Source organism: Reinekea blandensis MED297, assembly GCF_000153185.1.
Classification (GTDB): domain Bacteria; phylum Pseudomonadota; class Gammaproteobacteria; order Pseudomonadales; family Natronospirillaceae; genus Reinekea; species Reinekea blandensis.
Map to the genome: position 1 here is coordinate 103,218 of NZ_CH724155.1, position 25,136 is coordinate 128,353.

Consider the following 25,136-nt stretch of genomic DNA (forward strand, 5'->3'; position numbering starts at 1 on the left):
GACCGGCAAAATCAGACCCGAATGAGGATCTAAAACATGAGCGAATATTCTTTATTTACATCGGAAAGTGTTTCAGAAGGCCATCCCGATAAAATGGCAGACCAGATTTCGGATGCCGTGCTGGACGCCATCATCACCGAAGATCCGCACGCTCGTGTGGCGGTCGAAACGTTGGTGAAAACCGGTATGGCGATCATTGCCGGTGAAGTCCGGACCTCGACGTACGTCGATTTAGAAGACATCGTCCGGGACGTTATCCGCGACATCGGCTACACCTCTTCAGATGTGGGTTTCGATGGTTCTTCCTGTGCCGTCATTAACGCCATCGGCAAACAGTCGTCCGACATTGCGGTCGGTGTCGACGAAGCCGAAGACAAAGATCTCGGTGCCGGTGACCAGGGTTTGATGTTCGGTTACGCCACCAATGAAACCGAAACCTATATGCCAGCGCCGATTTACTACTCTCATCGGTTGGTTGAGCAGCAGGCCAAACTGCGCAAAAACGGGGTACTCCCCTGGTTACGCCCGGACGCAAAATCGCAGGTAACCCTGCGCTACGAAAACGGCAAGCCTGTCGCTGTCGATGCCGTCGTTCTTTCAACGCAACACGATCCAAGCATCAAACTGGACGACCTGCGCGAAGCGGTACTGGAAAACGTCATTAAAGAAGTACTGCCATCTGAATGGCTGCACGCAGACACCAAGTTTCATATTAACCCGACCGGCATTTTTGTCATCGGTGGCCCCGTCGGTGACTGCGGTCTGACCGGACGTAAAATCATCGTCGACACTTACGGCGGCATGGCCCGTCACGGTGGTGGCGCGTTCTCCGGCAAAGACCCATCCAAGGTTGACCGTTCAGCGGCCTATGCCGGCCGTTATGTGGCGAAAAATATCGTCGCGGCAGGCCTTGCCGACAAATGTGAAATTCAGGTTTCGTACGCCATTGGTGTCGCCGAACCAACATCGATTGCCATCAACACGTTCGGCACCAACAAAGTTGACGAAGCCTTGATCGCGGAACTGGTTCGCGAGCACTTCGATCTGCGCCCACGCGGCATCATTGAAATGCTCGACCTGCGTAAACCGATTTACCGCCCAACCGCAGCTTACGGTCACTTTGGCCGAGACGGGTTCAGTTGGGAAGCGACCGATAAGGTCGATGTGCTGAAAGCCGGAGCGAAGCTTTAACAAAGCGGCAAGACAGTTTCCTGCCAAGCCTGTAACTAAATTAAATCTTGAAGCTGAAAGCTGACCGCTTGCAGCTTCATAAATGAGGAACGAATTTATGACCAACTTCACCGACTACAAAGTCGCCGACATCAACCTGGCCGACTGGGGTCGCAAAGAAATTGCCATCGCCGAAAGCGAAATGCCGGCTCTGATGGCTCTGCGCCGTAAATACAAAGCTGACCAGCCGCTGGCCGGCGCCCGCATCATGGGCTGTATTCACATGACGATTCAAACGGCCGTGCTGATCGAAACTCTGGTTGAGCTGGGTGCGGAAGTGCGCTGGTCATCGTGCAACATCTTTTCCACTCAGGATCACGCCGCGGCCGCCATTGCCGCCGCCGGTATTCCTGTGTTCGCCTGGAAAGGTGAAACCGAAGAAGAATTCTGGTGGTGCATCGAGCAGACCATCCGAGCGGAAAAAGACAGCGACGCGCTGTGGAACCCGAACATGATTCTGGATGACGGCGGCGACCTGACTTTCCTGGTTGAAGACAAGTTCCCGCAACTGTGGGACGACATCCACGGTATCTCCGAAGAAACCACCACGGGTGTTCACCGTCTGTTGGAAATGCTGCAGGAAGGCACGCTGAAAGTTCCGGCCATCAATGTGAACGACTCGGTCACCAAATCGAAGAACGACAACAAGTACGGCTGCCGTCACTCGCTGAATGATGCGATCAAACGCGGTACCGACCACCTGTTGTCAGGTAAAAAAGCCCTGGTTATCGGTTACGGCGATGTCGGTAAAGGTTCCGCCGCCTCTCTGCGTCAGGAAGGCATGATCGTTAAGGTCACCGAAATTGATCCGATCTGTGCCATGCAAGCCTGCATGGACGGTTTCGAAGTGGTGTCGCCTTATCTGAATGGTCAAAACGATGGCACCGCAGCAAGCATCAACACCGCCTTGCTGGGCAATACCGATCTGATTGTCACTACCACCGGCAACACCACCGTGTGTGACAAACACATGCTGGCGGCGGTAAAGAGTGGCGCGGTGGTCTGTAACATCGGTCACTTCGACAACGAAATCGATACAGCCTTTATGCGTGAAAACTGGAAATGGGAAGAAGTTAAACCTCAGGTCCACCAGATTTATCGCAGCGACAACCAGGACGATTTCATCATTCTGTTGTCCGAAGGCCGTCTGGTGAACCTGGGTAACGCCACCGGTCACCCAAGCCGCATCATGGACGGCTCCTTTGCCAATCAGGTGCTCGCGCAGATGTATCTGTTTGAGCGTAAGTTTGCGGATTTGAGTGCTGACGAGAAGAAAGCCGGACTGTATGTGAAAGTTCTGCCGAAGAAACTCGACGAAGAAGTCGCCGCCGAAATGGTGAAAGGCTTCGGTGGTGTGATTACTCAGCTGACGAAAGAACAGGCCGATTACATCAACGTGCCCGTCGAAGGTCCGTTTAAACCGGAAGAGTATAAGTACTAAAAGAAAGCTGCGAGAGCTTAGAGCTGCGGGTTAAGACCTTTTCTTCTCGCAGCTAGCAGCATACGAGTCAAAATCTAAACCGAGAACCAAACCATGAATACTCCCGTCCCGGTCAGTTTCGAGTTTTTTCCACCGAAAACCGACGCTGGTTACGACAATCTGCTGAAAGCGCATGATGAGCTGAAGACCACCAACCCCGAATTTTTCAGTGTCACTTACGGCGCTGGTGGCTCGACTCAGGAGCGGACGATCAACACCGTCATTGAACTGAACAAGCGTGGCGTGCCCGCGGCACCTCATTTGTCTTGCATTGGTTCCAAAGCCGACACCATTAAAGACCTGTTAACCACCTACAAAGCCGAAGGCATCAATCGCATCGTCGCCCTGCGCGGTGATCTGCCCAGCGGTATGGTGGGCACCGGGGGCGACTTCAATTACGCCTCCGACCTGGTGACGTTCGTAAAGCAGGAGTTTGGCGATACCTTTCATATTGAAGTCGCGGCCTACCCGGAAATGCACCCACAGGCGGCTAACTTAGACGCCGACATCGATAACTTCGTGCGTAAAGCGAAGTGTGGTGCGGACAGTGCCATCACCCAGTATTTCTACAATGCCAACGCCTATAAACATTTTGTCGATGAAGTGCGTAAGCGCGATTGTGACATCGACATCGTGCCCGGCATCATGCCGATCACCAATTACAGTAATCTGGTGCGTTTCTCGGATGCCTGCGGCGCTGACATTCCGCGCTGGATGCGCAAAGCGCTGGAAACCTGTTCCGACGATGTGCAACGTATTCAGCGTATCGGGCTGAACTTTGTTGTCGACCTGTGCCAGGACCTGATTCAGGCCGGCGCACCCAAGCTGCATTTTTACAGCATGAACCGCTCCGGTCCGACGCTCGACATTCTGAAACAACTCAGCTGACAACACTGCTGCCCCATAACGCTTCTAACCTCAGATAGGCGCAAGGGCAGCTGTTTCAGAGCTTCTTTCTGGGAACCGTCAACAACATGGATGTTGTTGCCGAGCCCAATGGCGGTCCGACGTCTCGGCGGGTTTATAGCGTGTTTCCAGAAAGAAGCTCTGAAACGGCCCGGTTGATCGTTGAGACAGCGATGAGTTGACTAAGACCATTTACGCCGAACAGGGCTGAAAAGCCCTGTTGCGTAAGCTGCTTTCGGTTTCGGCGGCGCTTTCCTCTATAATGTCGGGAAATTTCTGACAGAGCACATCGCCGACATGAGTAAAATCACCGCTTACATCGATGGCCAGTACGGCACCACCGGCCTGCAGATTCACCAGCGCCTGGCCGATCACCCGGACGTCGATATTCTGAGCATACCTGAAGCTCAGAAAAAAGATCCGGCATTGCGACGTGAGTTTCTCAACAAAGCCGATGTGGTCTTTCTCTGCCTGCCCGATGATGCTTCACGCGAAGCCGTCCGTCTGATTGATAACCCGGAAACCGTCATTATTGATGCCTCGACCGCCTTCCGGGTCGATCCAAAATGGGTCTATGGCGTTCCGGAACTGCCCGGTTATCGTAGCCGCCTTCAAACCAGCAACCGTATCGCTAACCCGGGATGCTATCCCACTGGCATGACCATGCTGGTCGCACCATTGGTGAAGGCCGGTATCGTTCCTAAAGACTACGCCATGACCGTACAGGCCATCACCGGCTACAGCGGTGGCGGTAAAGCAATGATTGCCGACTATCAGGCGATGGATGACAGCCAACGTCAGCGCGCCGCAGCCCGTTTTAAAAACCTGGATCTTAACCACAAGCACCTGCCGGAAATGACGAACGTTACCGGGCTTTCTCATGCACCCGTTTTCGTTCCGACCGTCGCCCACGTTGAGCAAGGCATGCTGGTCAGCATCGCACTGCATGAACACGCCATTCACGGCAGCGCCGAGCAGATTCACACCACGTTGGCCGAAACCTATACCGGCGAGCCGTTTGTCACGCTGTTCCCGTTGAATGATGAAAGCCAGCTGGATGAAGGCTTTCTCGATCCGACCGCCTGCAACGGCACCAACCGGATCGAACTGTTTGTTTTCAGTTCCGAAGATCGCGTCTATCTGGTGGCCCGGCTCGACAACCTCGGCAAAGGCGCTTCCGGCGCGGCGGTACAGAACATGAACTGCCGCTTCGGACTGACTGAAACCACCGGACTGACGCAATGAACCGAATCGGGTTAGGGTCATTGATCATGACCTCGGTGATCCTCTGCGCCTGCGCGTCAGACCCGGTGATGGAGACGGCAGACAATGAAACGTCAACACCACAGGTTCCGTCGGTCATTTTTCTTCAGTATCTGAACCAACAGGCACCCATATTGATCTGCAATCAGGACCCACAGGTGGCGTGTCTGAACATGCCAACGTCACTGTGTCAGGCCAGTGTGCAAGCCTCAGCCGAGCGCTGCGGACCCGAACTGCTCAAAGCCTGGCCGGCGTCTTTTGCCGAAAACCAAGCCAACGCCACCCGCTACGCTCAAGAGTACCGTAACTGCCTGTTGCAAGACTGGGTGGATGAATATGGCCTGCAAACCGCGCGGTTAGAGGCCTGCGGGATCCAACTTCCCCCGTCATCGGAGTCCACACCATGAGAACCATTCGGGTTTGTTTGCCCGAGGCTGATCCCGGGTTGATCGATCAGGCGGTCGAGCTGCCGTCGTCGGTGTTTCAACACCTGATCAAAGTACTGCGACTCAAAGACGGCGCAGACATTCAGGTGTTTAACGGACGCGGTGATCGCTTTCGTGCGGAACTGACCGAGGTCGGTAAAAAGCAGGCGTCCGCCCGTTTGCTGGAACAACTGGATGCCACACCCGAACCACAGCTGCACACCCACCTTGGCCTGGTGATGTCCAAAGGCGACCGCTTTGATTACGCCCTGCAGAAAGCCACCGAACTGGGCGTCACCTCAATCACACCGCTCACCAGTGAACACTGCGATCTGCGCCTGAATGCCGAACGCCAAACCAAGAAAATGGCCCATTGGCAGGGTGTGATCGAATCGGCCTGCGAGCAATGCTATCGCGATACAGTGCCCATTCTGTACCCGGTGCGCGCACTGCGTGATTGGGTCGAGATTCAGGATTCCGACGTTCAGCTGATTCTCCATACGGCGGCACAGGCACCTGACTGGCCGGAGGAATCCCCGCAGTCTGTCAGCTTTCTGATCGGCCCGGAAGGCGGTTTGTCGGACGACGAAGTTCAATGGTCGTTGAAAAACGACTTCATGAGTTGGCAGCTCGGCCCGCGTATTCTGCGGACCGAAACCGCGCCGGTGGTCATGCTTTCTTTGCTGCAGAACAAATGGGGTGACTTTCCCGGCTGAACCTGATCATCGAGTGGCTCTAAGCACCGACCGTCGGGTCAGTACCGGACCGATCAGGTCAAACAACACCGTCGAGGCAATCACCACCGACAACAAGGTCTGGCGGTGCTCTGGAAACGCAGCAGACGCCACCAGCGCCAGACCGATCGGCACCCCGGCCTGCGGTAAAAGTGCCAAGCCCAACCAGCGACGCGTCAGTGCATCGGTTCGACTCAATCGACAACCGAGCCAGGCACCGGCGAACTTCCCGGCAGTACGCATCAGGATATACAGCAATCCTATCAGCGACAGGCTGCCCAGCGATGACAAATCCAGCGACGCGCCGGCAATCACAAAGAAGATGAGCATGAACAGTGATTCCACGCCTTCAATTGCGTGAAACGGATAATCGTGATGCTCTGCCAGGTTCACGATGACCGCGCCAAGCACCATGGCCGCAATCAGATAAGACACCCCCAGCCACAGGGCCAGGCCACCGCAAATACAGACCACGCCCAAAGCTTCCGTTAACATCGGTTGCCCCGGGCGAATGCGTCCGGTCGCGTAAGCCGATGGCACACCGAGCATGACGCCCAGGATGACGGCACCGATCATCTCCTCGAAGGCCGCCATCAGAAACGGTTCATCGACGCCATGACCCGTCATCTGACTCACCAGGGACATGCCCATGCCGAAAAGAATCAATGCCCAAAGGTCATCGACGGCCACGATGGACAGGAGCAACTGAGAAAATCGGGAGTCCGGATTGGTTTCCGCAACCACATCTAATATGGCCGCCGGCGCGGTTGCTGAAGCAATGCAACCGAGCAAAAGCGCAATCGCAAAGGACAACCCCGCCCACCACAATACAGCGGCAACCAACACCGCCGTCAGTAAGGCGGCACAGATGGAAATCACCATGACCGGCCAGGCGGATGTTTTCAATGAATCGCGGGTCAGTTTACCGCCCAACAAAAACCCGACCATTAACAAAGTCAGGTCGGCAATCAGATCAAACCGGTCGGTGAACAATGGTGGAATCAGATCCAATGCCTGTGGGCCGATAACAATGCCAAACAACAGCAACAACGTCACCCTGGGCAGTCGGGTCCGATGCGCCAATGCCGACGTAACCAGCCCCAGCAGCAGTAAAGACCCGATGGTGAGCAGAAATTCGGCGGTGTTCAACATGGTCACACCTGTTGCTACAGTCCTTCCTCAGTTAAGCTGCTGGCCCGGCTTCCCGCAAGAACTGAACATTCATGAACCAGTGCCCTCTGTGTTACAGCGAACAGACGACCAACTACATCAGCGACCGCAAGCGAACGTTTCTTTACTGCGAACAATGCTCACTGGTGTTTGCCGAGCCAAAAAGCTGGCCAAACGCCGCGCTGGAAAAGGCCGAATATGACCAACACGAAAACCATCCTGACGACGACGGTTATCAGCGATTTCTGGCGCGTATGAGTCGTGCGCTTCATCGCCGGTTACCCTCTGCGGCTGACGTCCTTGATTTTGGCTGCGGCCCGAGCCCGGTTCTGGCGATGCAGTTACAGACACTCGGGCACAACGTCGCCGTCTACGATGTGTTTTATTACCCTGAACGAGCGGTGCTGGTACAGCATTACGATGCCATCGTCATGACGGAGGTTATCGAACATCTGCACGCACCCGGGCAAGTGCTCACCGAACTTTTTCAGCAATTGAAGCCAGGCGGTGTACTGGCTGTCATGACTCAGCGGGTCATCAGCCAGGAGCGATTTGCAAAATGGAACTACAAAAACGATCCGACCCACGTCTGCTTTTACTCTGATGCCACCTTTCACTGGATCGCGAATGAAAAGCAAGCCGAACTCAGTTTTGAAGAACGGGATCTGGTTTTCCTGACCCGGACCTGAACTGACCTAGGGCCTGTTAACACACCCTAGTTCTTGATTTTATGACAGCGTTTCCGACAATAGGCGAAAACCGACTGATTGATCGCTGTGCAAACTTTAACCCGACCGTTGCTGGGCGTCCTATCCATTCTGGCGCTCATACTCTACACCCTGTTTTTAGGCGTTTTTCTGTTTATTGCCGTCCTGTTCCGGCTGCTGCTGCCGGGCCGACTGGCGAGGCGATGGGCCAACCCCATGGTGGTTGAAGTGGCGTCAATCTGGGTCAGCGGTTTACTCGGGTGGATGCAACGGGTGCTGCGCATTCGCTTTGTCGTCAATCACGATCTCGATCTGCACATGAACCAGTGGAACCTGATTATCGCCAACCATCAAAGCTGGATAGATATTTTTGCATTACTTGCCGTGACGCTCAGGCGCTTACCGATCCTGAAATTTTTCATCAAGAAGCAACTGATTTGGGTACCGATCGCCGGGGTGGCCTGGTGGGCACTGGATTATCCGTTCATGTCCCGCCACTCGCGCGAGTATCTGAAAAAACATCCGGAAAAAGCCGGGCAGGATCTCGAAACCACCCGTCGCGCCTGTGAAAAATTTTCCGACCAGCCCACAACCATCGTGAACTTTCTGGAAGGCACCCGCCTGACCCCGGAAAAGCATGCGCAACAGAGTTCCCCCTATCGCCACCTGCTGAAACCAAAGTCCGGAGGCATCGCATTTGCCATTCAGGCGCTGGGTGAAAAGTTCGATACCATCATCGACACCACCATCCACTATCAGGGCAAAGCACCTAATTATTGGGATATGGCCTGTGGTCGCGTCGGTACGGTCACGCTGAATATGCGAAAACTGGCCATTCCGCCCCGCTTCCAGCACATGGATTACAGCAACAACCGGGAAGATCGGGCGGCGTTCCAGCGCTGGGTCAGTGAGCTCTGGCAAGAAAAAGACGCCGAACTGGAAGCGCTGGAACAACAGAGTGCGGCTAACGGTCGTGTGAAATCCGGTTAGCCAACTGATAGATCAGCCAGAGCAGCCCGGTTACCGCGAGCAACGCCCAAGGATAAGCATTAAGTGTCGTTTTTGAGGCTAACAGTCCGATGCTCCCGGGTAACACCATCATCCCGAGCGCTGCCGAACTGATCTGCAGGCCCATGGCATTGTTAAAATCGCGGGCCCCCACACGTTGCAGAGTCGTCGACATCATAGCCGGAAAAATCGGCCCATAGGCCAGACCGATGAGTGCCAACGCCAGCAAACTCAACCAAACCGAGCCACCCACAGCAAGCAGCACGGTCGCCAGGACTGACACGCTGATTCCCAACTGGACGGTTCGATGGGAAGACACCCGTCCGGTAATAAATCCCATCGCAAACCGACCAACCGTGAACATGGCCCAATATAGACTCACCCAGGTACCCGCCTGAGCGGCTGACAGGCCTCGCACATCGGTCAGCAAACTGAAACTCCACAACCCTACCGATATTTCCAAACCGCAATACAGAAAAAAAGCCATCATTCCGAGCCAGACCGGAAGTCGCGTCAGCGAACTGGGCATTGATGTCACGTGTCGATCCGCCTCATGCGCGGCCACCTGTCGGTGCTCGTCTGATCTTGTGATCCACAGCCCAGCCGTGACAAAAAACAGTACCGCCAGTATCAACTGAACCATCGCATGAATCTGATAACCCAGCTGCCAGGGGCCATTCGCAGCAAGCACCAGCGTCATTGTGACCGGCCCCAGCGTTATCCCGATACCAAAGCTGGCATGAAGCCATTGCATGACGCGATCACTGAAATTTTTGGCGACGTAACCGTTCACCGTGGCATCGGTGGCGCCGGCCGCCAAACCGATGACCGACGCGCAAACAATTAACAGATAGAAATGGGGAAACAGGGCATACCCAACCAGGGCCGATCCCGTCAGCAGACAGCTGAGTGCCAATAGCCGGCCGATACCAAGCCGCCGACTTAACCAACTGCTGAAAAAACCGCTGACTGCGACAGACAGAGTCAGCGCCATCACCAACAGACCACTGGCTTCCAGCGGCTGCCCAAGTTCTTCTCGCATAAATGGCCAGGCAACGCCTAACATTCCATCCGGCAACCCCAGGGCAATAAACGCAATAAAACCAAGAATCAAAGTCAGATAACGACGGGGCATGAACCCTCCGAGGGCAATGGAGCCGAACATGGACAGACAACCGCGAATAAGACACGCCGGGCTGGCTCAAAAAAAGAGGAGGAAGAATAACGGAAAGTGGCGCGCGGTTGAACGACGGCGCCACGGGAAGATCAGGCGATCAGAAAACCAGTTCCAGGTTCACATCGAAGGTGGACGCATCAAACTCGGCGCCTGACTCATCGTAAGTCACAGACGTCCAACCGATTGAAATCGCTTCCCAACCGAGTTCCAGGTGATAACCCAAGGAAGACTCATAGGTATAGGTATCTGTATCGATGGCCAGCTGAGGGCTGAAATGGTGCGTCAGTCCGCCGCCAACAAAAAAGCCGGACGAAATGTCATAGCGACCAGTCAGATTAAACGGCAAGGCCGTCTTCGCCACATCAATGTTTGTTGCCATCGAGCTGGAGTACTTGTAGCCCAGGCTCGCTTTTACGCTGTATGGTGATTGCTTCAGCAGAACACCAGCATAAAAATCAATACCCTGCCCGGCCAGCAGATCCTGCTCGGTTCCGTCGGTGTAATAAATGGTGGCGAGAGGGTCCCCGCCAAACTGCGCTTTCATGCCAATCACCGGTTGTACCGACCAATCCTGTGCGGCAGCATGCCCCATCGCAGTTGACAGCAAAACGCCGCAAATGAAACATTTTTTCATGATATTCACTTCTTTTTCTTGGAGTTGAACGCAGCAGTCTAACAGGCTTTGAACCCTCACTGGAAGCCTTCAGGGGGCGCTTTAAACCAAGCGCCATCCGGCATTCAGCTAACGTCTGAGTCAGTCAGTTCAGGCCGTTTTTTTCAACGCGTAGGCGTAACGCCCCCCTTGTTGTAGCGCGCGTTGATACGCCTCTCGCTGAGCAACCTGATTAAGGAAGCGAAGAATGTTGGGATGCTGAGCATCGGTCACCAGGCCACGGGCACGGGCCGCTTCAAGCGGAAAGCTCATTTGAAAGTCAGCCCCACAGGGTTGGTCGGCAATAAACCAATCACGTCCTTCAAGTTGAGCGTTGATGAAGTTCAGCAACCGTTCGATGTCGGGCGAGACAAATTGTTTGGTGACCCGATCGGCAATGGCCCGGGCTATGGGTTTGGCAATAAACGGCATCCGGCTTTTACGGATAGTGTCGAACACCAGAGTCAGCAATAGTGGCGGCATCAGTGACCCTTCGGCAAAGTGCAGCCAATATTGATTGTCGTACCAAGCAGTCGTGCCGGCCTCGGGTTGCCACTGAGGCGCATAGGTCTGAATCAGGTAATCAATGATCAGGCCGGACTCCGCAATTGTCTGGTCGCCATCCGTCAGCACCGGGGATTTGCCCAATGGATGCACGGCTTTCAACTCGTCAGGCGCCAACTGGGTTTTGGAGTTGCGCTGATAAACCTTCAGTTCGTAGTCCAACCCCAACTCTTCCAACAGCCAGAGAATACGTTGTGAGCGGGAGTTATTTAGATGATGTAACACGATCATGAGTCAGCGCCTGTGAAAAAACTTTTAGTTCCCAACTGATACCACACCAGGGCCGCATTCAGATCACTTATAACGGGGGGATCGGGTAAAAAAACTTTCAGACTCTGCTCTTGACCCGTCAACGATCCCAGACACACCTTATGACTTTTCACCATTCACCTGACCAGCAGAACCATTACACTATGCAGACACTACTCAGAAAAGGAGCCGACATGACGTTTTCAACCATGCTAGTTGCCATGCTGTTAATCGCCGTCGTCGGAACCGTGCTGATTCTCCAGCAGGTTAGGAACTTGCGTAAAACCGACGAAACAGACGACCGGGAACGCAGACTTGAAGCCCAGTTGCGCTCACTCGAAGCCCGGGTACAAACGCTGGAGCGAATCGCCACTGATCGCAAACAAACGCTGAAAGATGAGATTGATACGCTCTGAGCCGCCGGTGGATTGAGAACCCGACACCGGGTCTCTATGATAACCCTCATCGTAACGGGGACTGCGACCCGACTTTAATCTAAGGAGCCAAACCATGGATGTATTTGTTTTTGTGCTGTGCATTGTCGCCATTACGACGGTGGCCGGCATCTACCGGGAAAAACTCAAAGCCGATGCTAAAGCCGCGCGGGCACAAGCAGGCGACGATGTCGATGCCCGATTCCGAGCGATGGAAGAACGGATTCAGACACTGGAACGCATCGTCACCGATCAGAAACATCGACTCAAAAACACCATCGACTCACTGTAAAAATCGGAGTTGGGGCTGCGCCAATCGACCAGCCCAATCCGCCTACCGAAACAGTAACCCATACTGATACCGTCGATCCCTCAGGATAAACGGCTCATGGACCGAAGGGCTCCAGGAATCATCGCCACCTACGCCCATATGTTCAGCATCCAGACGCAGGTACACAGCGTCTTCCGCCGAGAGTTCGTGGGTGTGACGAGCGGCCGCAAGGGCGGTCTGCGAATATCGGCTAACACTGAAATGGAAGCGTCCTTCAGCGGTAGCATCTCCGACAGCGACCCAACGACAATCGGTCCGCAAACCCGACTCAGACGGAAAAATGTAGGGCGTATGACCGTCTTCGACCGCCATCTGGTAGCGCCCGAATAACGCTGAACTGCGGCGGTCCGGATAGTTCTCATGGGGTCCACGACCGTACCAATCGACACCTTCCGCGTTGGCCACCAGCGGCAGTTCGATTCCGATTCTCGGCAATGGTGGCAGACCGTTCGACACCGATACTGAGACCGACAGCGTCCATTCACCGCTCGACTGAAAGTCATAGTTCCAACGTGTTTCGATAACCTCCGCACCATCCACGCAATAGCGTTGCCGCACCGTCACCAAAACGGAATGAGCCTGTTTGTGAACCGAGGTTTCCAGAACCTGACGCTGCAGCCGATCCACACCGGCCGCTTGCCACCGGGCCGCCCATGCATTCGGATCCACACGATGCGCTTCTGAGACGCCGATATCATTGTCGATGGGTGCCCGATAGAAATTATCCACCGGCGCAGCGGCCAGCAGTTCGTCACCCGATGTTTTCTGCCAGCTGATCAGTTCACCGCGTTCGGTATCAAACTGCCATTTGGCTACGCTGCATTCGATCAGGACTTGCCGATCACCACTGACATTGATGGTATCGGTAGCGCCCGGCTGCCATGGGGTTAACGCCGGGTGCGCAGGCAGTTCAAACTGTGCTTGCGCCAAGCAATGACCGGCCTCAACCCAGGCGTTGGCATCACGTGTCACCACCTCGACCGACAGAAAGTATTCACAACCGGGTTTCACGGGCACCGGCGTTTCACTGAGGGTCAGCAACCGACGTTCGCCGGGAGACAGATGCAGCTCCTCTGATCCGGACAGGATGGGCTGGCCGTCCTCCAGCACCTGCCAGTGCAACACTTCATTGTCGGTGGATCGGAAACCGTACTCACTGTGGACTTCCACACTGAGCGGCGAACCCGGCACGCGGGCAAACTGCAGATACTGCTGACAGAACTTGGCTTCTAATAAGGTCGGATGCGGCGTTCGGTCTGGAAAGATCAAGCCATTAATACAGAACTGACGGTCGTTAGGGGTATCCCCAAAGTCGCCGCCATAGGCGTAGTAGGCTTCACCGGTGTCAGCCGTCTGCTCAATGCCCTGATCGACCCAATCCCAGATAAACCCGCCTTGCAGTCGTGGGTGGCGTCGAAACAGAGTCCAGTACTCGTCGAAGCTGCCGAGACTGTTGCCCATGGCGTGTGCGTACTCACAGAGAATCAAAGGGCGTGACTCGCCTGGCAAGCCAATCCACTTTTCAATCGCCCATTTCGGCAATGGCGGTAGCAGTTGATCCTGGGCCACCCGGGCGTACATCGGACAGATGATGTCCGTCACACCCGTATCGGCGCCGCCGCCTTCGTATTGCACCGGTCGGGTCGGATCGACAGCTTTGGTCCAACGATACATGGCCTCATGATTGGCACCGACGCCCGATTCATTACCCAGGGACCAGACGATCACACAGGGATGATTCCGGTCCCGCAACACCAAGCGGGTCATCCGTTCAAGGTAGGCATTCAGCCAGAGCGGATCCTGCGACAGTCGTGAACAGGGCCACATGCCATGGGTTTCAAGGTTGGCCTCATCAACCACCAGCAGCCCGTACTCATCGCATAAATCATAAAAGTCCGGATGATTCGGATAATGGGCGGTCCGAACCGCATTAAAGTTGTGTTGTTTCATCAACCGAATGTCGGTTTCCATTGAGTCCCGCGTGATCGCGTGGCCACGCACCGGATCGTGCTCATGACGGTTCACCCCCCGAATCAGCAAGGGCTGGCCATTCAGGCAAAGCTGACCGTTAAGGATCTCAACCTGACGAAAGCCGACCCGGGTCTTTTCAACATCCAGTACGATCCCGTCGGCGTCTTCCAATGACAGAATCAACGTATAGAGTGCGGGCGTCTCATCCGACCACTTCTGAGGATTCTCAATGGCCAGCCGATGGTGGCAGATTTCCGGATAACCACCATGTTCGTCCACATCGTTTGAGCCCGGCGAGACGCGTACATCAACCAGGCACTCATCGCCCTGATAGAGTTGTGCCCGGAGCGCTAATGACGGTTCTGACAGCGGCCATTGCAGACGGGTTTCGATGTCCAGCACGGCGTCACGATACAGTGCATCCAGCTCCGTCCGCACCCGGTAATCGGCAATATGAACGACCGGCTTGATCAACAACTCAACGTCTCGGAACAGGCCGGACAACCACCACATGTCCTGATCCTCCAGATAGCTGCCATCGCTCCAGCGAATCACAACGGCCGTTAACTGGTTCTCACCGGCGTGCACCACATCCGACAGATCAAACTCCGCTGGCAGGCGACTGTCTTTAGACAACCCTACGTACTGGCCATTGCAGTACACATAGAGCATCGAGTTCGCACCCTGAAACAACACCCGCACCTGGCCGGTCAGATCCGCGTCGGTCAGTATGAAGGTTCGCTGGTAGACCCCCGTTGGGTTCGCCTCGGGAACCTTCGGTGGATTAACCTCAAACGGGTATTGAACGTTGGTGTAGATGGGTCGATCGAACCCCTGCAACTGCCAGTTCGATGGCACCTCGATCCGGTCGGTAAAACCACCCTCACCGTTGATCAGAGAATCCGGCACACTTTCCGGTTGATCGAACAGAGCAAACTGCCATTCACCATTCAGACTGCGTCGTTGGCTTTGCCCTTGCCGGGCGGCTTTAACACTCGGATAACCGTGCAGTGGCGCATGAGCGGCCAAGCGATTTTGTTGAACGACGGCTGGGTTTTCCCAGTCACGGGCCATGCGGATAGTACTGAATGTCGTCATGAGGCATCGCTCTCCGGCTTGATTTGGTAACGTTTTCAAAGACTAGCAGAATCGCTATCAACTGTTAACCAGAACTTATTTATGCTGCCCGAAAGCGGCAAATTACCTCGGTTTATAGGAAAGATATGGAAGAGAAACAGAGGAAGTGAGGAACGGCGGTTAGGCGACACTCAAAGCGCCATGACACCGCCCTTGCCGTTACGTTTGATCTCATACATGGCCTGATCTGCACTGTGCATAAGGGCATCCAGAGTGACGCCATTGTCCGGATAACGAGCCGCGCCAATACTGGCCGAGACCACAATTCCAGCCGCATCCGTCAATACCGGCTCCTGAATCACCGTCAACAACCGATTCAAAAACGCCTGCAGGTCTTTTCGGTTATCGAACGCTTCAATCAGCAGAACAAACTCATCGCCACCGATACGTGCGGCGAAATCATCGGTGCGCAACGCCTCTTTGACCCGCTTGGCAATGTCACGTAACACCCGATCCCCATGCCGATGCCCGTAGCGATCATTCACCGGTTTGAAGCCATCCAGGTCGATATACACCAGATGAAACGGCCCGTCAGCATTGGCTTTGATACGCTCTTCAATGACTTCCTGCAACGCCTGCCGATTCGGCAACGTCGTCAGGGTGTCGTGATACGCCATGTGCTCGATGCGAGCCTGAGCATCCAGGATCGTCTGCTTTTCCTGAGTCAGGATGTTGTTGAGCTCCCGGACCTTGTCATGCGACAGTATGTTCGCCGTGGCAATGGCGATGAACTTACTGATTGCCACCATCAGTTCCAGTTCATAATCGAGGAATCGATTAGGTTTAGGAGACTGCATGGAGAAGACACCGAGCACTTCATCTTCCAGAATCAAAGGCACAAATAACATGGAACGCGGTGACGTTCCGGTCCCGACGACGTGATCTCGATCCAACCGTTGAACATCGTTGATAACCACCGGTTTCTGTGTCGCCAGCGCTTTCACGGTATGGCTGCCACGTTTATCCATGGCAATGTCAGGGGCGGTAATCCGCTCCCCTTCATCAACAATAAACCGGAAAGTTAGCTGTTGTTCACGCTCATGTAAGGTGGTCAGCGAAACAAAATGTACGTCGACGTGTTCCGCGAGTATTCGATAAAGTCGCTGTCCAAGCTCCGGGAAGTTAAGCGTCATGGTGATCTGATGCGCCACATCGTTCAGCATCTGCAACCGTTCATAACTTTGCTTAAGGAGCTGATTCTCCCGCTCTTTCAGCTTTTGTTCTAACTGATCCTGCGACTGTTGTTGCCGGTACTCCCGCAACTGCACCGTCAGCAACGCATCCTGAACCTGAGCGCTCTGTTCAATCGTGCGCATTTCCCAGAGTGTGGCCGCTTCCTGAGTGGCATCGTCCAGCAACTGATAACCGTAAGCCAGTTGCTCAAGTATTTTAAGACGCAAGGTTGAGAACTTGGCCAGCCCCAGCCGAGCAATGGCATCGTTTAACACCGCCACAGCCTGCTTCGGATTGCCGGCACTGAACCAGGCTTTGCCCAGTTCCAGATAGACGGCGATGGCTTCCTGGCTCTCGGACTTCATCAGCGGCGCATCGAGTACATCAGAAAGCACCTGAATAGAGTCGTTTATTTCGCCGCGCAACCGATACATGCGCCCACGCAGCGTTTTGCAGCGCAGCAGAGCGTAATGGAAGTCGACGCGACGGGCCCAGGCCTCTGTTTGCGTCAGAATGCATTCGGCGTCATCAAAGCGAACGTGGCTCAGCAGAATCTGCGCTTGCAGGATGCAGGCTTCGATCAGATTGTCTTCGGAAGCCTCGGTCAGGTCACGGCCAAGAATATCATTCAGAACCAGTTCACTGCTTTCGATATGCCCCATATCAAACAACAGGTCGGCCAGGTTCAACATCGGTGGCGTCAGCCGTTGGATATCGTTCGCGTCCAGAGCCAGGTCGCGCGCGTACTCATAGTGGTCATAAGCGGCACTGTATCGGCCAAGGGACTGATAACTCATGCCCAGCGCGTTGTTGATGCGCAAAAGATTCTGACGGTAACCTTTACTGAGGGCGAGCTTCAGCGCCGGGCTGAGTACTGACACCGCAGACTCAAACTCACCCAGATAGATATCACAAAGCCCAGCGTACAGCTGTGCCCGACAAGCCGGCTCACTGCCATCGTCTGCCAACTGCAACGCTTGTTCAGCGAGCAGGCGCGCGCCTGCCGGGTCGCTCAACATGCGATCCCAGCATTCGTCTAACCATCGTTCGATCTGTGTTTTACTGTCTATCATTTTTAAATTGTGAACTTCATCACAAAAAATACTGACGCCATTAATGATTAATTTCAAACACTCTTGTGAGAAAAATCGTCAAAACACCTGAATTGACTAATTTTCTAACAAAAACGTCACCGGACCGTCGTTTTGCAGCGTTACCTGCATATCGGCGCCAAATTTACCGGTCGCCACTCTCGGATGCTGACTCTGAACGCGTTCAACCACCCGCTCAAACAATCGTTGTCCTTCTTCCGGAGTCGCCGCCGTGGAAAAACCCGGTCGCAGACCTTTTTGGGTATCGGCGGACAGCGTGAACTGAGAGACCAGCAACACTTCTCCACCCGCGTCCACGACATTTCGGTTCATGCGGCCGTCTTCATCGGCGAACAGACGGTATTTGAGTAGCCGGTCCGACAACTTATCCACACTGTTGTCAGTATCGTGAGCATCAATGCCCACCAGCACCAGCATTCCCGGCCCGATATCGCCAATGGTTTGCTCATCAACCTCCACCCGTGCATGCTTCACTCGCTGGATCAGCGCCTTCATGCTTCACTCTCCGGTGAACCCAGGCGTTTCGCCAACCGTTCGGTGGCGCGTACCAAAACATCGGTCATGGCGCCATCAAACGCCGAATGCCCGCCTTCGCGCACTAAGTCCAGTTCGGCATCGGGCCATTGTTGGGCCAGCGCCCAGGCCTGATCCGGAGGACAAACCATGTCATAGCGCCCATGGACGATATAACCCGGAATACCGGCAAGGAGAGAAACGTTCTGAAGCACCTGGTCAGATTCAATAAAACACTGATGGCGGAAGAAATGACTGGAAATCCGGGCCAGCGCCAGGGCGGTATGCGTCGCCAGATAATACTCTTCGGATCGATGACTGGGCCGGAATGACGTGGCGGCCGCTTCCCAACGAGCCCAGGCCTTGGCGGCCGAGACTCGCGCCAGTTCATTGGGACCGTGCAGGACCTGGTAATACCGGTCAATCAAGTCGTCGCCGTCACTTTCGGCCACCTCAGCCTGAAAGCGCTGCCATTCTTCAGGGAAAAAACGCCCTGCACCGGTTCGGTATAACCAGTCCAGATCCTGCTGCCGTCCCAGAAAGACGCCCCTTAGAATCAGTCCGCAGACGTGTTGATGGTGTTTCTGGGCATACAACAGCGACAGTGTCGCGCCGAAACTGCCCCCAAACAGCACCCAGCGATGAATACCAAGGTGCTGACGAATCTGTTCGATGTCGTTGAGAATGTCGGTGGTTGAATTGTTTTCGATAGTCGCATGTGGGCGAGAGCGACCGGCACCGCGCTGGTCAAAGATGATAATGTGGTAGCGCTCAGGGTCGAAAAACCGGCGCATCTGTTCCGAACAACCGGCCCCTGGGCCGCCATGAACCACCAGCACGGGTATACCGGTTTCAGTACCGCAACACTCCAGATACAGCTCATGCCCGTCGCCAACCGACAACCATTCAGTGTGATAGGGGCGGATCTCCGGAAACAAGGTTCTCATTATTATGTTCTCCGTAAGGCGTACCTCGATAGTCGCACAGTCAGCACGAGCTGTTAACTCAATTCTGTCCGGTGCTGGTGATGCATCACAGATCCGGCCTGCGGCAACCAGATCTCAGTCGCTTTCAGAGCAGCCACTCGCGTCATAGTCCACCACCACAACGCGGTTTTTGCCCTGCTTTTTCGCCTGATACATGGCCGCATCCCCCTGCGCGAGCAAATCAATACGACTGACGCCGTCAGGCGGCCAGCGGTCCAGCACCACGACGCCGAAGCTGGCGGTGATCCACTCGTTTCGGGGCACCGGGTTTGCGTCCGACGAAGTCGAGTCTATAAGCAGTGAAAGCCACCAATCCGGCTTGGCCAGGGTTGTCCGTAACCGTTCGACCAAAGCCTCGGCAGACGCGCGATCCGTTTTCGGCAGCAGCAGAATAAACTCATCACCTCCCAGGCGGCAGAGTTCGTCGGTTCCCCTGAGTTGCGTGTTGACTTGATCAGCCAGCGCTTTCAGCACGCCATCACCCAGATCGTGGCCGAAATGGTCATTAAAATACTTAAAATGGTCGAGATCGAAAAAGCACAATGCAAAGGGCTGTTCGGTATCGCGCCGCAGCTGAGCAAACAGTTTTTTCAACCGTTCAAACAGTCCGGCTCGATTCAACAGCCCGGTCAGCAAATCGGTTTTATTGCGGTGCTCCAGGTAGGCTTCCCGCAAGCGGCGGTCCAGAATGAGCCCCAGTTGTTGTGCGAACAACCCCAGAAAGTTGACGTTCCAAACCTGTCGTTGCTGCGCATCCCCACTGAGCAGTAACCATCCCTGCTCAAGCGCTTCGGTTTTCAGTGGTAAGGCGAGGCATTCTTCATCGTTCAGAGTAAAGCTCTGCTGGTGTCGATTCGTGACCGGCAAACGTGATTGCCATTGTCGGATCCGATTGGCCGGGACGTCATTCGTGTAAGCAGAGTGCACCGGATAGTCCGAGGTACCGGTCAGCAGAACCGCAAACTCATTGGCGGGGATTCGGCGATCCAGCACGTCGATGACCTGTTGGAGAAAACGGTCGACGCTATCCGACTCGGCCGACATTTCCATCAACAGATTTATCTGATGGTATTGCGACAGTTCATTCTGCAATGACAACAGTTGAGTTTCTTTCTGCGCGATGTCCAATAACACCTGATACGGCTGGGACATTGCCGGCAAGGTGGTTTCAGCCAGATAGTTAATCCCCAGCGATGCTCTGGATACCCGTTGAGCCAGCGTATCGAGCTGATGGCGATGCGCTTTATGCCGAAGCTCGGTAAAAATCGGTAACGCCTTTTCTTTGTGCCCCAGATCGACAAACAATCGGGCGATCTCCAACCGCAGCGACGTTTCCATATACAAATCCAGATCATGAGCATGACTGACACGGCGCTGCGCCTTTTGCGTCTCTCTCAGCGCGAGTGCTTGCTCACCATCGGACAACGCCAGACGCGCCTCGAGAACATCGCGAAGTACGCCGGTAAAGGAGGTTTCATGCAAGTGGCTGTAACCCTGCATACGCACCAGACAATAGCGGGCCTGCACCGGTTGTCGCAGCAGAATGTGCAACCAGCCTTTGAGCACACAGAGATCTTTGAGGTTGCGAAACGGAACGCTTTCAATGTCACGAATGCGCATCAACTCCAGCAGGTCATTCATCAGTTCCAATGCCTGATTAATGGACCCACTTTGGGTGTAGAGCCAGATAAAGTTGTAGAGCGTGACGGAGGCTTCATTAAAGTTGCGGTTTTCAATCAACAGACCGAGCGCCCGATCAAACAGCGTCCAGGCTTTTTGCCAGTCTTCTTTGCCGATCAGAAAGTAGCCCAGAGCGTTGAGCATGGGCACCAGGTCGGCTTTGGATTGATACTGATCGCGGATCGACAGACTCAACTCGTACAACCGTTCCGTTTGCCGAACATTGCCAAGGCGCATGTAAACGACGCCCATCGCATGCAGCGCAATCGACACCCCCATATGATTGCCGGCTTGCCGAAAGATCCTCAACGCGCTAACGCAATTGCGCAAATAGTCTCGGGATGAGGTTTCCGCGTCAAATCCCTGATTGCTATAGATCTGGGTAAAGGTCAACGCCAACATGTTGTCAAAACTCTGCTCACTGAGCAGGTAACGTAAAGAGCGGAGATTTGACGGCGTGAGTCGATGTTGCGTCAGATGCGAATCGATGTAATAGCCCGCGAACTGGCTTAAGGCGTACCAACGCGGGTCTTCGTACTCCAGCGCAAGCTTTTCACATTGCTCCTGTGCTTCCCGCGCCCATTTTTCCTGCGCACGTAATGTAAAACAAACGGATAGCCAATAATAAGATCCGGTCAAAATGCCTTCATTGTTGGTCGACTGCAGCATGTCCTGAGCACGGGTGAACTTCTGAATCGCCTCATCGAGATCCTGCATCATCAGAGAACTGTAAGCGCTGAGAAACAGCAGCTGCCCCGCTTTCTGCTCAGCGTAACGGGGCTGAACCAGCTGCACGATCCGAATCACATCGGAATAGGCGAATGTATCCGCTGCACTGATCAGCATGCGGTAGAGATTACGATAGCCTTTAATCGGTGCCGGTCGGTGCCAGCTATATGAAGCGTTCATCTGGTCAGGCGTCACATCGAACGGAAAGATCAGCTCTTGCCGTTCCAGAATTCTCAGACACTCCTGCCAACTGGGTTGCCCCTGCAGGCGACGCAGACGACGGGCCTGGCGGATGAAACCAACAATGCCCCAACCTCTGGGTTGTGGTTTGTCCTGCATCCACCGAATGAACGCTTGCTGCATGATATCCGGTGCCAAATCGATCTGACTGATCAGCACCAGGAAGGGTCGACGTTGCGACAAACGATCCAGAATCCGTTCAATACCGGACAGAAACTCCTGCTCTTCGTAACTGGCTTGGTCGAACAGCAAGGGTTCATCACGATAGAGGTGATCTTTCAGGTACCAGGCTTTTACCAGGTCCTGATGATAAACATAACAACAGTCTTCAATCAGCTGATCGATGACCGCTTCGCCATATTGCTGCTCGTACCAGTTGAGGATGCGATAGAAAAGTTCATACGGATCAGAGACCGATCCGGGAATGTATTCGAACGAAAACACCTGGACACCGGCGTCATCCGACAAAGCCTGGGCGATGTCAGCTAATGCATTGCAGCAGTTGGTTTCCACGCTCTGGAAAGGGATATCGAAACGCCCGGCTTTTATGGCCGATACCCAATCCAGAGAAATATGACTGAAGGTCTGCATACTGTCGTCTGCTTTGCGGTCGTAAGTGAGCGCCGTCAATGTATACGGCCTCATTTAAGGATAGAGGTTTTTTACGACCCCTGCGTAATCAGAACAGACAAAGCATCCACGATGTGGGACGGTTTGTGAGGCGGACGCATCAGCGCCACAAAGTGACCTTGCGGATCAATCAAGGCGTAATTATCACTGTGGGCTACGGTGTAGCCTTCGCCCGAACCTTCTTGATAAAACACCGCCGACAACTGCGTTGCCAGTGTGGTGATGTCATCGAGCGACCCGGTCAGTCCGATGAACTCCGGATGATAATAAGGTACGTATTGCGATAGCTGCTCAACCGTATCGCGTGCCGGATCAACCGTGACCATCCAGAAGCGAACCTGATCCGCAAGACCCTGAGCTTCAAGTTGCGCCCGGGCCTGTTTCATGTCGGCCATGTTCGTCGGGCAAATGTCCGGACAATAGGTGTAACCGAAATTAATCAGATCCCACTGCCCTTTCAATTGATCCACACTGAATGGTTCTCCGGTGTGTTTGGTTAATGCAACATCCGGTACCAAACGAGGTGTTTCAAAATACAGTGTGTGGCTGCGCTCCAGTTCCGCTTTCAGATCCGGCTGCATGGTGGCAAATTTAAGCACAATGGCGACAATGATGGAGGCAATCACGGCCACCAATATACCAACGGTCAAGCGCACGGCTTTTTTCTGTCGAACCGCTAATCCTTCAGACATGGTTTACGACCCCGAGATCAAAGAAGTCACAGAGTGCCACAGGAAACGATCGGCTAACAGCGCCAGAAACAAATACAGAAGATAAGTGATGGAAAATTTAAAGGTCGCCCACGCCGCATCCACCCGCTGTCCACGCAGCAGACGAAAACTCCATTGCAGAAACCGGGCACCCAATATCAATGCAGCGGCCGCATAAATTCCACCCATGGCGCCCAACGCCACCGGCAACATAGACACCGCCAGCAACAGCCAGGTGTAGAGCCACACCTGAATGCGGGTAAATTCAACACCGTGGGTCACCGGCATCATGGGCACATTGGCTTTGGCATAATCGTCTTTCCGATGGATGGCCAGCGCCCAAAAGTGCGGCGGCGTCCAGGCGAAGATGATCAGCACCAGTAATAATGGCAAGCCGGTAATCGACCCGGTCACGGCCGTCCAGCCAAGCAAAGGCGGCATCGCGCCCGCCAAACCACCGATGACAATGTTCTGCGGCGTCGAGCGTTTCAACCACGCGGTGTACACCAGCGCGTAGCCCACCATAGAAAACAGGGTTAACCAGGCGGTTAGAGGGTTGGTCAGCACGAACAACACAACAAACCCACTGACGGTCAGCGTCGTCGCAAACGAAAATCCCAAGGTCGGATTAATCCGACCCGTTGCCACCGGTCGCCGATGCGTTCGCGCCATTTTCTGGTCAATGTGCTGATCGAGAATGTGGTTAAACGCCGCGCCCGCGGCAGCCAGTAATGCAATCCCGACGGTACCGGCCAGTACCGGCACCCAGGGCACGGCACCTAACGGCGCCAAAGCCATACCCACCCAGGCAGTGATCAACATCAGCAAAACAACCTTGGGTTTGGTCATTTCAAACAGGTCCGAGGCCAGTGCCCGAAGTGTCGACACCGGGTGCAGAGCGTGATCAGACATAAGCCACCTCCTTTCGATTCAGAATAACATTCAACAAAGCCACCGAGAGTAATAACAGCGCCCCACCCAGGTTATGCAACACCGCAACAATCAGCGGCAATCCCAAAACCACATTGCTGATGCCCAAAGCGACCTGCGCCGCCAGCAGTCCGGTTAACAGCAATGCCCAGCCACGCTGCCGCTGTTGAACCAAGACAAAGGCCAGTGCCAGCGTTAATACCGTCACCACGACCGCGCCGATTCGATGGGTCAGATGAATCGCCGTGCGTGCAGGGATTTCCAGTTGGCCACCAAGATAGTTGGGGCCAATGGGGTGGGCGAAATCAAACGCGTCCTGAAAATTCAGATCCGGCCACCATTGCGTCTGACATTTGGGAAAATCGGGACACGCCAGCGCGGCGTAGTTTGATGTTGTCCATCCACCCAGAAACACCTGAACGATAACGGCCACCAGCGTCCAGGCCGCCAGCGGTTTAAGCACACGGCGAACACGCTTGGCCGACAAGGCTGGAAAACGCAGTCCACTGAGCCGAAAGGTCAGCACTGCCAATAACGCGAAGGTGGTAAAGCCCCCCAAGAGATGCGCCGTAACCACCTGCGGCCAGAGCTTCAAAGTGACGGTCCAGGCTCCGAACGCGCCCTGCAGACAAACAAACGCCAACAGAAATATTGGCAACTTCACCGGCTGTCCTTCGCGATGACGGTTGCGCACGGCAATCACCACCAGACCGATGATCAGCAAACCAAGTGTGGACGCCAGGTACCGATGTACCATCTCCGGCCAGGTTTTATTGAGATCCACGGGGATTTCCGGGTACGCCTCGTTCGCCATCGCAATCTCAAGCTCGGTCTGGGGCGCCCAGATATGACCGTAACAGGTCGGCCAATCAGGACAGCCGAGCCCCGCGTCGACCAATCGGGTAAAGGCGCCCAACACCACCACCGACACCGCGAACAATGTGGAGAGCAGTGCGAGGTAAAATCCGGGTTTTCGTTGTGCGTTCATTCGCGCT

Annotated in this window: 22 protein-coding genes; 10 read left to right on the forward strand and 12 right to left on the reverse strand. The window is 54.6% G+C overall.

Annotated features, from left to right (window positions below):
• The first annotated feature begins 36 nt into the window (after positions 1-36).
• The 6 genes from metK to MED297_RS19900 all read left to right on the forward strand — a co-directional run bounded on the left by metK (position 37) and on the right by MED297_RS19900 (position 6,020).
• Positions 37-1,191 carry a methionine adenosyltransferase gene (gene metK / locus MED297_RS19875; RefSeq protein WP_008048236.1) on the forward strand — a complete coding sequence of 385 codons (1,155 nt, stop codon included), beginning with the start codon at positions 37-39 and terminating at the stop codon, positions 1,189-1,191.
• Positions 1,192-1,288: 97 nt separating this feature from the next.
• Complete coding sequence (ahcY, locus tag MED297_RS19880; RefSeq protein WP_008048237.1) at positions 1,289-2,671, forward strand: adenosylhomocysteinase; 1,383 nt, start codon at positions 1,289-1,291, stop codon at positions 2,669-2,671.
• Positions 2,672-2,764: 93 nt separating this feature from the next.
• Positions 2,765-3,598, forward strand: a complete 834-nt coding sequence (gene metF, locus MED297_RS19885) for a methylenetetrahydrofolate reductase [NAD(P)H] (RefSeq protein ID WP_008048238.1) — start codon at positions 2,765-2,767, stop codon at positions 3,596-3,598.
• Positions 3,599-3,913: 315 nt separating this feature from the next.
• Positions 3,914-4,861 carry an N-acetyl-gamma-glutamyl-phosphate reductase gene (gene argC, locus MED297_RS19890; RefSeq protein ID WP_008048239.1) on the forward strand — a complete coding sequence of 316 codons (948 nt, stop codon included), beginning with the start codon at positions 3,914-3,916 and terminating at the stop codon, positions 4,859-4,861.
• Positions 4,858-5,286, forward strand: a complete 429-nt coding sequence (locus MED297_RS19895) for a hypothetical protein (protein WP_008048241.1) — start codon at positions 4,858-4,860, stop codon at positions 5,284-5,286. The genes argC and MED297_RS19895 overlap by 4 nt, the downstream gene beginning before the upstream one ends.
• On the forward strand, positions 5,283-6,020 hold the full coding sequence (locus tag MED297_RS19900) for a 16S rRNA (uracil(1498)-N(3))-methyltransferase (RefSeq protein WP_008048242.1): 738 nt from the start codon (positions 5,283-5,285) through the stop codon (positions 6,018-6,020). Before MED297_RS19895 ends, MED297_RS19900 begins: the two co-directional genes overlap by 4 nt.
• Before the next feature lie 6 nt (positions 6,021-6,026).
• On the opposite strand, the gene MED297_RS19905 is transcribed toward MED297_RS19900, so the two are convergent.
• Positions 6,027-7,190 carry a cation:proton antiporter gene (locus MED297_RS19905; protein ID WP_008048243.1) on the reverse strand — a complete coding sequence of 388 codons (1,164 nt, stop codon included), beginning with the start codon at positions 7,188-7,190 and terminating at the stop codon, positions 6,027-6,029.
• 71 nt (positions 7,191-7,261) lie between these two features.
• Here MED297_RS19905 and MED297_RS19910 point away from each other — a divergent pair, with 71 nt between their 5' ends.
• Positions 7,262-7,897: a class I SAM-dependent methyltransferase gene (locus tag MED297_RS19910; protein WP_008048244.1), complete on the forward strand. Its 636-nt coding sequence runs from the start codon at positions 7,262-7,264 to the stop codon at positions 7,895-7,897.
• An 87-nt stretch (positions 7,898-7,984) separates the two neighbouring features.
• Positions 7,985-8,905, forward strand: a complete 921-nt coding sequence (locus MED297_RS19915; protein WP_237613469.1) for an acyltransferase — start codon at positions 7,985-7,987, stop codon at positions 8,903-8,905.
• On the opposite strand, the gene MED297_RS19920 is transcribed toward MED297_RS19915, so the two are convergent.
• The 3 genes from MED297_RS19920 to MED297_RS19930 form a co-directional block, all read right to left on the reverse strand.
• Positions 8,880-10,058, reverse strand: a complete 1,179-nt coding sequence (locus MED297_RS19920) for an MFS transporter (RefSeq protein WP_040557777.1) — start codon at positions 10,056-10,058, stop codon at positions 8,880-8,882. The two genes, MED297_RS19915 and MED297_RS19920, sit on opposite strands and share 26 nt — an antisense overlap.
• 139 nt (positions 10,059-10,197) lie before the next feature.
• Positions 10,198-10,734, reverse strand: coding sequence for a hypothetical protein (locus MED297_RS19925; RefSeq protein ID WP_008048247.1), 537 nt, complete (start codon positions 10,732-10,734; stop codon positions 10,198-10,200).
• 129 nt (positions 10,735-10,863) lie between these two features.
• Positions 10,864-11,547 carry a glutathione S-transferase family protein gene (locus MED297_RS19930; protein ID WP_008048248.1) on the reverse strand — a complete coding sequence of 228 codons (684 nt, stop codon included), beginning with the start codon at positions 11,545-11,547 and terminating at the stop codon, positions 10,864-10,866.
• 212 nt (positions 11,548-11,759) lie between these two features.
• On the opposite strand from MED297_RS19930, the gene MED297_RS19935 reads away from it, so the two are divergent.
• On the forward strand, positions 11,760-11,981 hold the full coding sequence (locus tag MED297_RS19935) for a hypothetical protein (RefSeq protein WP_008048250.1): 222 nt from the start codon (positions 11,760-11,762) through the stop codon (positions 11,979-11,981).
• Positions 11,982-12,075: 94 nt separating this feature from the next.
• The gene (locus MED297_RS19940) at positions 12,076-12,291 is read left to right on the forward strand and encodes a hypothetical protein (protein ID WP_008048252.1); all 216 of its coding nucleotides are present in this window, start codon (positions 12,076-12,078) and stop codon (positions 12,289-12,291) included.
• A 42-nt stretch (positions 12,292-12,333) separates the two neighbouring features.
• Here the strand turns inward: MED297_RS19940 and MED297_RS19945 are convergent, their stop codons facing one another.
• From MED297_RS19945 to MED297_RS19980, 8 genes are all read right to left on the reverse strand, one after another.
• Positions 12,334-15,399, reverse strand: coding sequence for a beta-galactosidase (locus MED297_RS19945; RefSeq protein ID WP_040557727.1), 3,066 nt, complete (start codon positions 15,397-15,399; stop codon positions 12,334-12,336).
• A gap of 170 nt (positions 15,400-15,569) precedes the next feature.
• Complete coding sequence (locus MED297_RS21665; RefSeq protein ID WP_154651022.1) at positions 15,570-17,684, reverse strand: diguanylate cyclase domain-containing protein; 2,115 nt, start codon at positions 17,682-17,684, stop codon at positions 15,570-15,572.
• A 96-nt stretch (positions 17,685-17,780) separates the two neighbouring features.
• Positions 17,781-18,218, reverse strand: a complete 438-nt coding sequence (gene dtd / locus MED297_RS19955) for a D-aminoacyl-tRNA deacylase (RefSeq protein WP_008048256.1) — start codon at positions 18,216-18,218, stop codon at positions 17,781-17,783.
• Positions 18,215-19,183, reverse strand: coding sequence for a prolyl aminopeptidase (pip, locus tag MED297_RS19960; RefSeq protein WP_008048258.1), 969 nt, complete (start codon positions 19,181-19,183; stop codon positions 18,215-18,217). Before pip ends, dtd begins: the two co-directional genes overlap by 4 nt.
• 114 nt (positions 19,184-19,297) lie before the next feature.
• Positions 19,298-22,501, reverse strand: a complete 3,204-nt coding sequence (locus tag MED297_RS21670) for a diguanylate cyclase (RefSeq protein ID WP_050762970.1) — start codon at positions 22,499-22,501, stop codon at positions 19,298-19,300.
• A gap of 32 nt (positions 22,502-22,533) precedes the next feature.
• Positions 22,534-23,193, reverse strand: coding sequence for an SCO family protein (locus tag MED297_RS19970; RefSeq protein ID WP_008048262.1), 660 nt, complete (start codon positions 23,191-23,193; stop codon positions 22,534-22,536).
• A 3-nt stretch (positions 23,194-23,196) separates the two neighbouring features.
• Positions 23,197-24,123, reverse strand: coding sequence for a heme o synthase (gene cyoE, locus MED297_RS19975; RefSeq protein ID WP_008048264.1), 927 nt, complete (start codon positions 24,121-24,123; stop codon positions 23,197-23,199).
• On the reverse strand, positions 24,116-25,129 hold the full coding sequence (locus tag MED297_RS19980; RefSeq protein WP_008048265.1) for a COX15/CtaA family protein: 1,014 nt from the start codon (positions 25,127-25,129) through the stop codon (positions 24,116-24,118). The genes cyoE and MED297_RS19980 overlap by 8 nt, the downstream gene beginning before the upstream one ends.
• Between the last annotated feature and the right edge of the window lie 7 nt (positions 25,130-25,136).

What these genes read in the sequence shown, in the direction of transcription:
- metK (WP_008048236.1), top strand. Translation starts at nt 37, where the DNA reads ATGAGCGAATATTCTTTATTTACATCGGAAAGTGTTTCAGAAGGCCAT.
- ahcY (WP_008048237.1), top strand. Translation starts at nt 1,289, where the DNA reads ATGACCAACTTCACCGACTACAAAGTCGCCGACATCAACCTGGCCGAC.
- metF (WP_008048238.1), top strand. Translation starts at nt 2,765, where the DNA reads ATGAATACTCCCGTCCCGGTCAGTTTCGAGTTTTTTCCACCGAAAACC.
- argC (WP_008048239.1), top strand. Translation starts at nt 3,914, where the DNA reads ATGAGTAAAATCACCGCTTACATCGATGGCCAGTACGGCACCACCGGC.
- MED297_RS19895 (WP_008048241.1), top strand. Translation starts at nt 4,858, where the DNA reads ATGAACCGAATCGGGTTAGGGTCATTGATCATGACCTCGGTGATCCTC.
- MED297_RS19900 (WP_008048242.1), top strand. Translation starts at nt 5,283, where the DNA reads ATGAGAACCATTCGGGTTTGTTTGCCCGAGGCTGATCCCGGGTTGATC.
- MED297_RS19905 (WP_008048243.1), bottom strand. Translation starts at nt 7,190, where the DNA reads ATGTTGAACACCGCCGAATTTCTGCTCACCATCGGGTCTTTACTGCTG.
- MED297_RS19910 (WP_008048244.1), top strand. Translation starts at nt 7,262, where the DNA reads ATGAACCAGTGCCCTCTGTGTTACAGCGAACAGACGACCAACTACATC.
- MED297_RS19920 (WP_040557777.1), bottom strand. Translation starts at nt 10,058, where the DNA reads ATGCCCCGTCGTTATCTGACTTTGATTCTTGGTTTTATTGCGTTTATT.
- MED297_RS19925 (WP_008048247.1), bottom strand. Translation starts at nt 10,734, where the DNA reads ATGAAAAAATGTTTCATTTGCGGCGTTTTGCTGTCAACTGCGATGGGG.
- MED297_RS19930 (WP_008048248.1), bottom strand. Translation starts at nt 11,547, where the DNA reads ATGATCGTGTTACATCATCTAAATAACTCCCGCTCACAACGTATTCTC.
- MED297_RS19935 (WP_008048250.1), top strand. Translation starts at nt 11,760, where the DNA reads ATGACGTTTTCAACCATGCTAGTTGCCATGCTGTTAATCGCCGTCGTC.
- MED297_RS19940 (WP_008048252.1), top strand. Translation starts at nt 12,076, where the DNA reads ATGGATGTATTTGTTTTTGTGCTGTGCATTGTCGCCATTACGACGGTG.
- MED297_RS19945 (WP_040557727.1), bottom strand. Translation starts at nt 15,399, where the DNA reads ATGACGACATTCAGTACTATCCGCATGGCCCGTGACTGGGAAAACCCA.
- MED297_RS21665 (WP_154651022.1), bottom strand. Translation starts at nt 17,684, where the DNA reads ATGATAGACAGTAAAACACAGATCGAACGATGGTTAGACGAATGCTGG.
- dtd (WP_008048256.1), bottom strand. Translation starts at nt 18,218, where the DNA reads ATGAAGGCGCTGATCCAGCGAGTGAAGCATGCACGGGTGGAGGTTGAT.
- pip (WP_008048258.1), bottom strand. Translation starts at nt 19,183, where the DNA reads ATGAGAACCTTGTTTCCGGAGATCCGCCCCTATCACACTGAATGGTTG.
- MED297_RS19970 (WP_008048262.1), bottom strand. Translation starts at nt 23,193, where the DNA reads ATGTCTGAAGGATTAGCGGTTCGACAGAAAAAAGCCGTGCGCTTGACC.
- cyoE (WP_008048264.1), bottom strand. Translation starts at nt 24,123, where the DNA reads ATGTCTGATCACGCTCTGCACCCGGTGTCGACACTTCGGGCACTGGCC.
- MED297_RS19980 (WP_008048265.1), bottom strand. Translation starts at nt 25,129, where the DNA reads ATGAACGCACAACGAAAACCCGGATTTTACCTCGCACTGCTCTCCACA.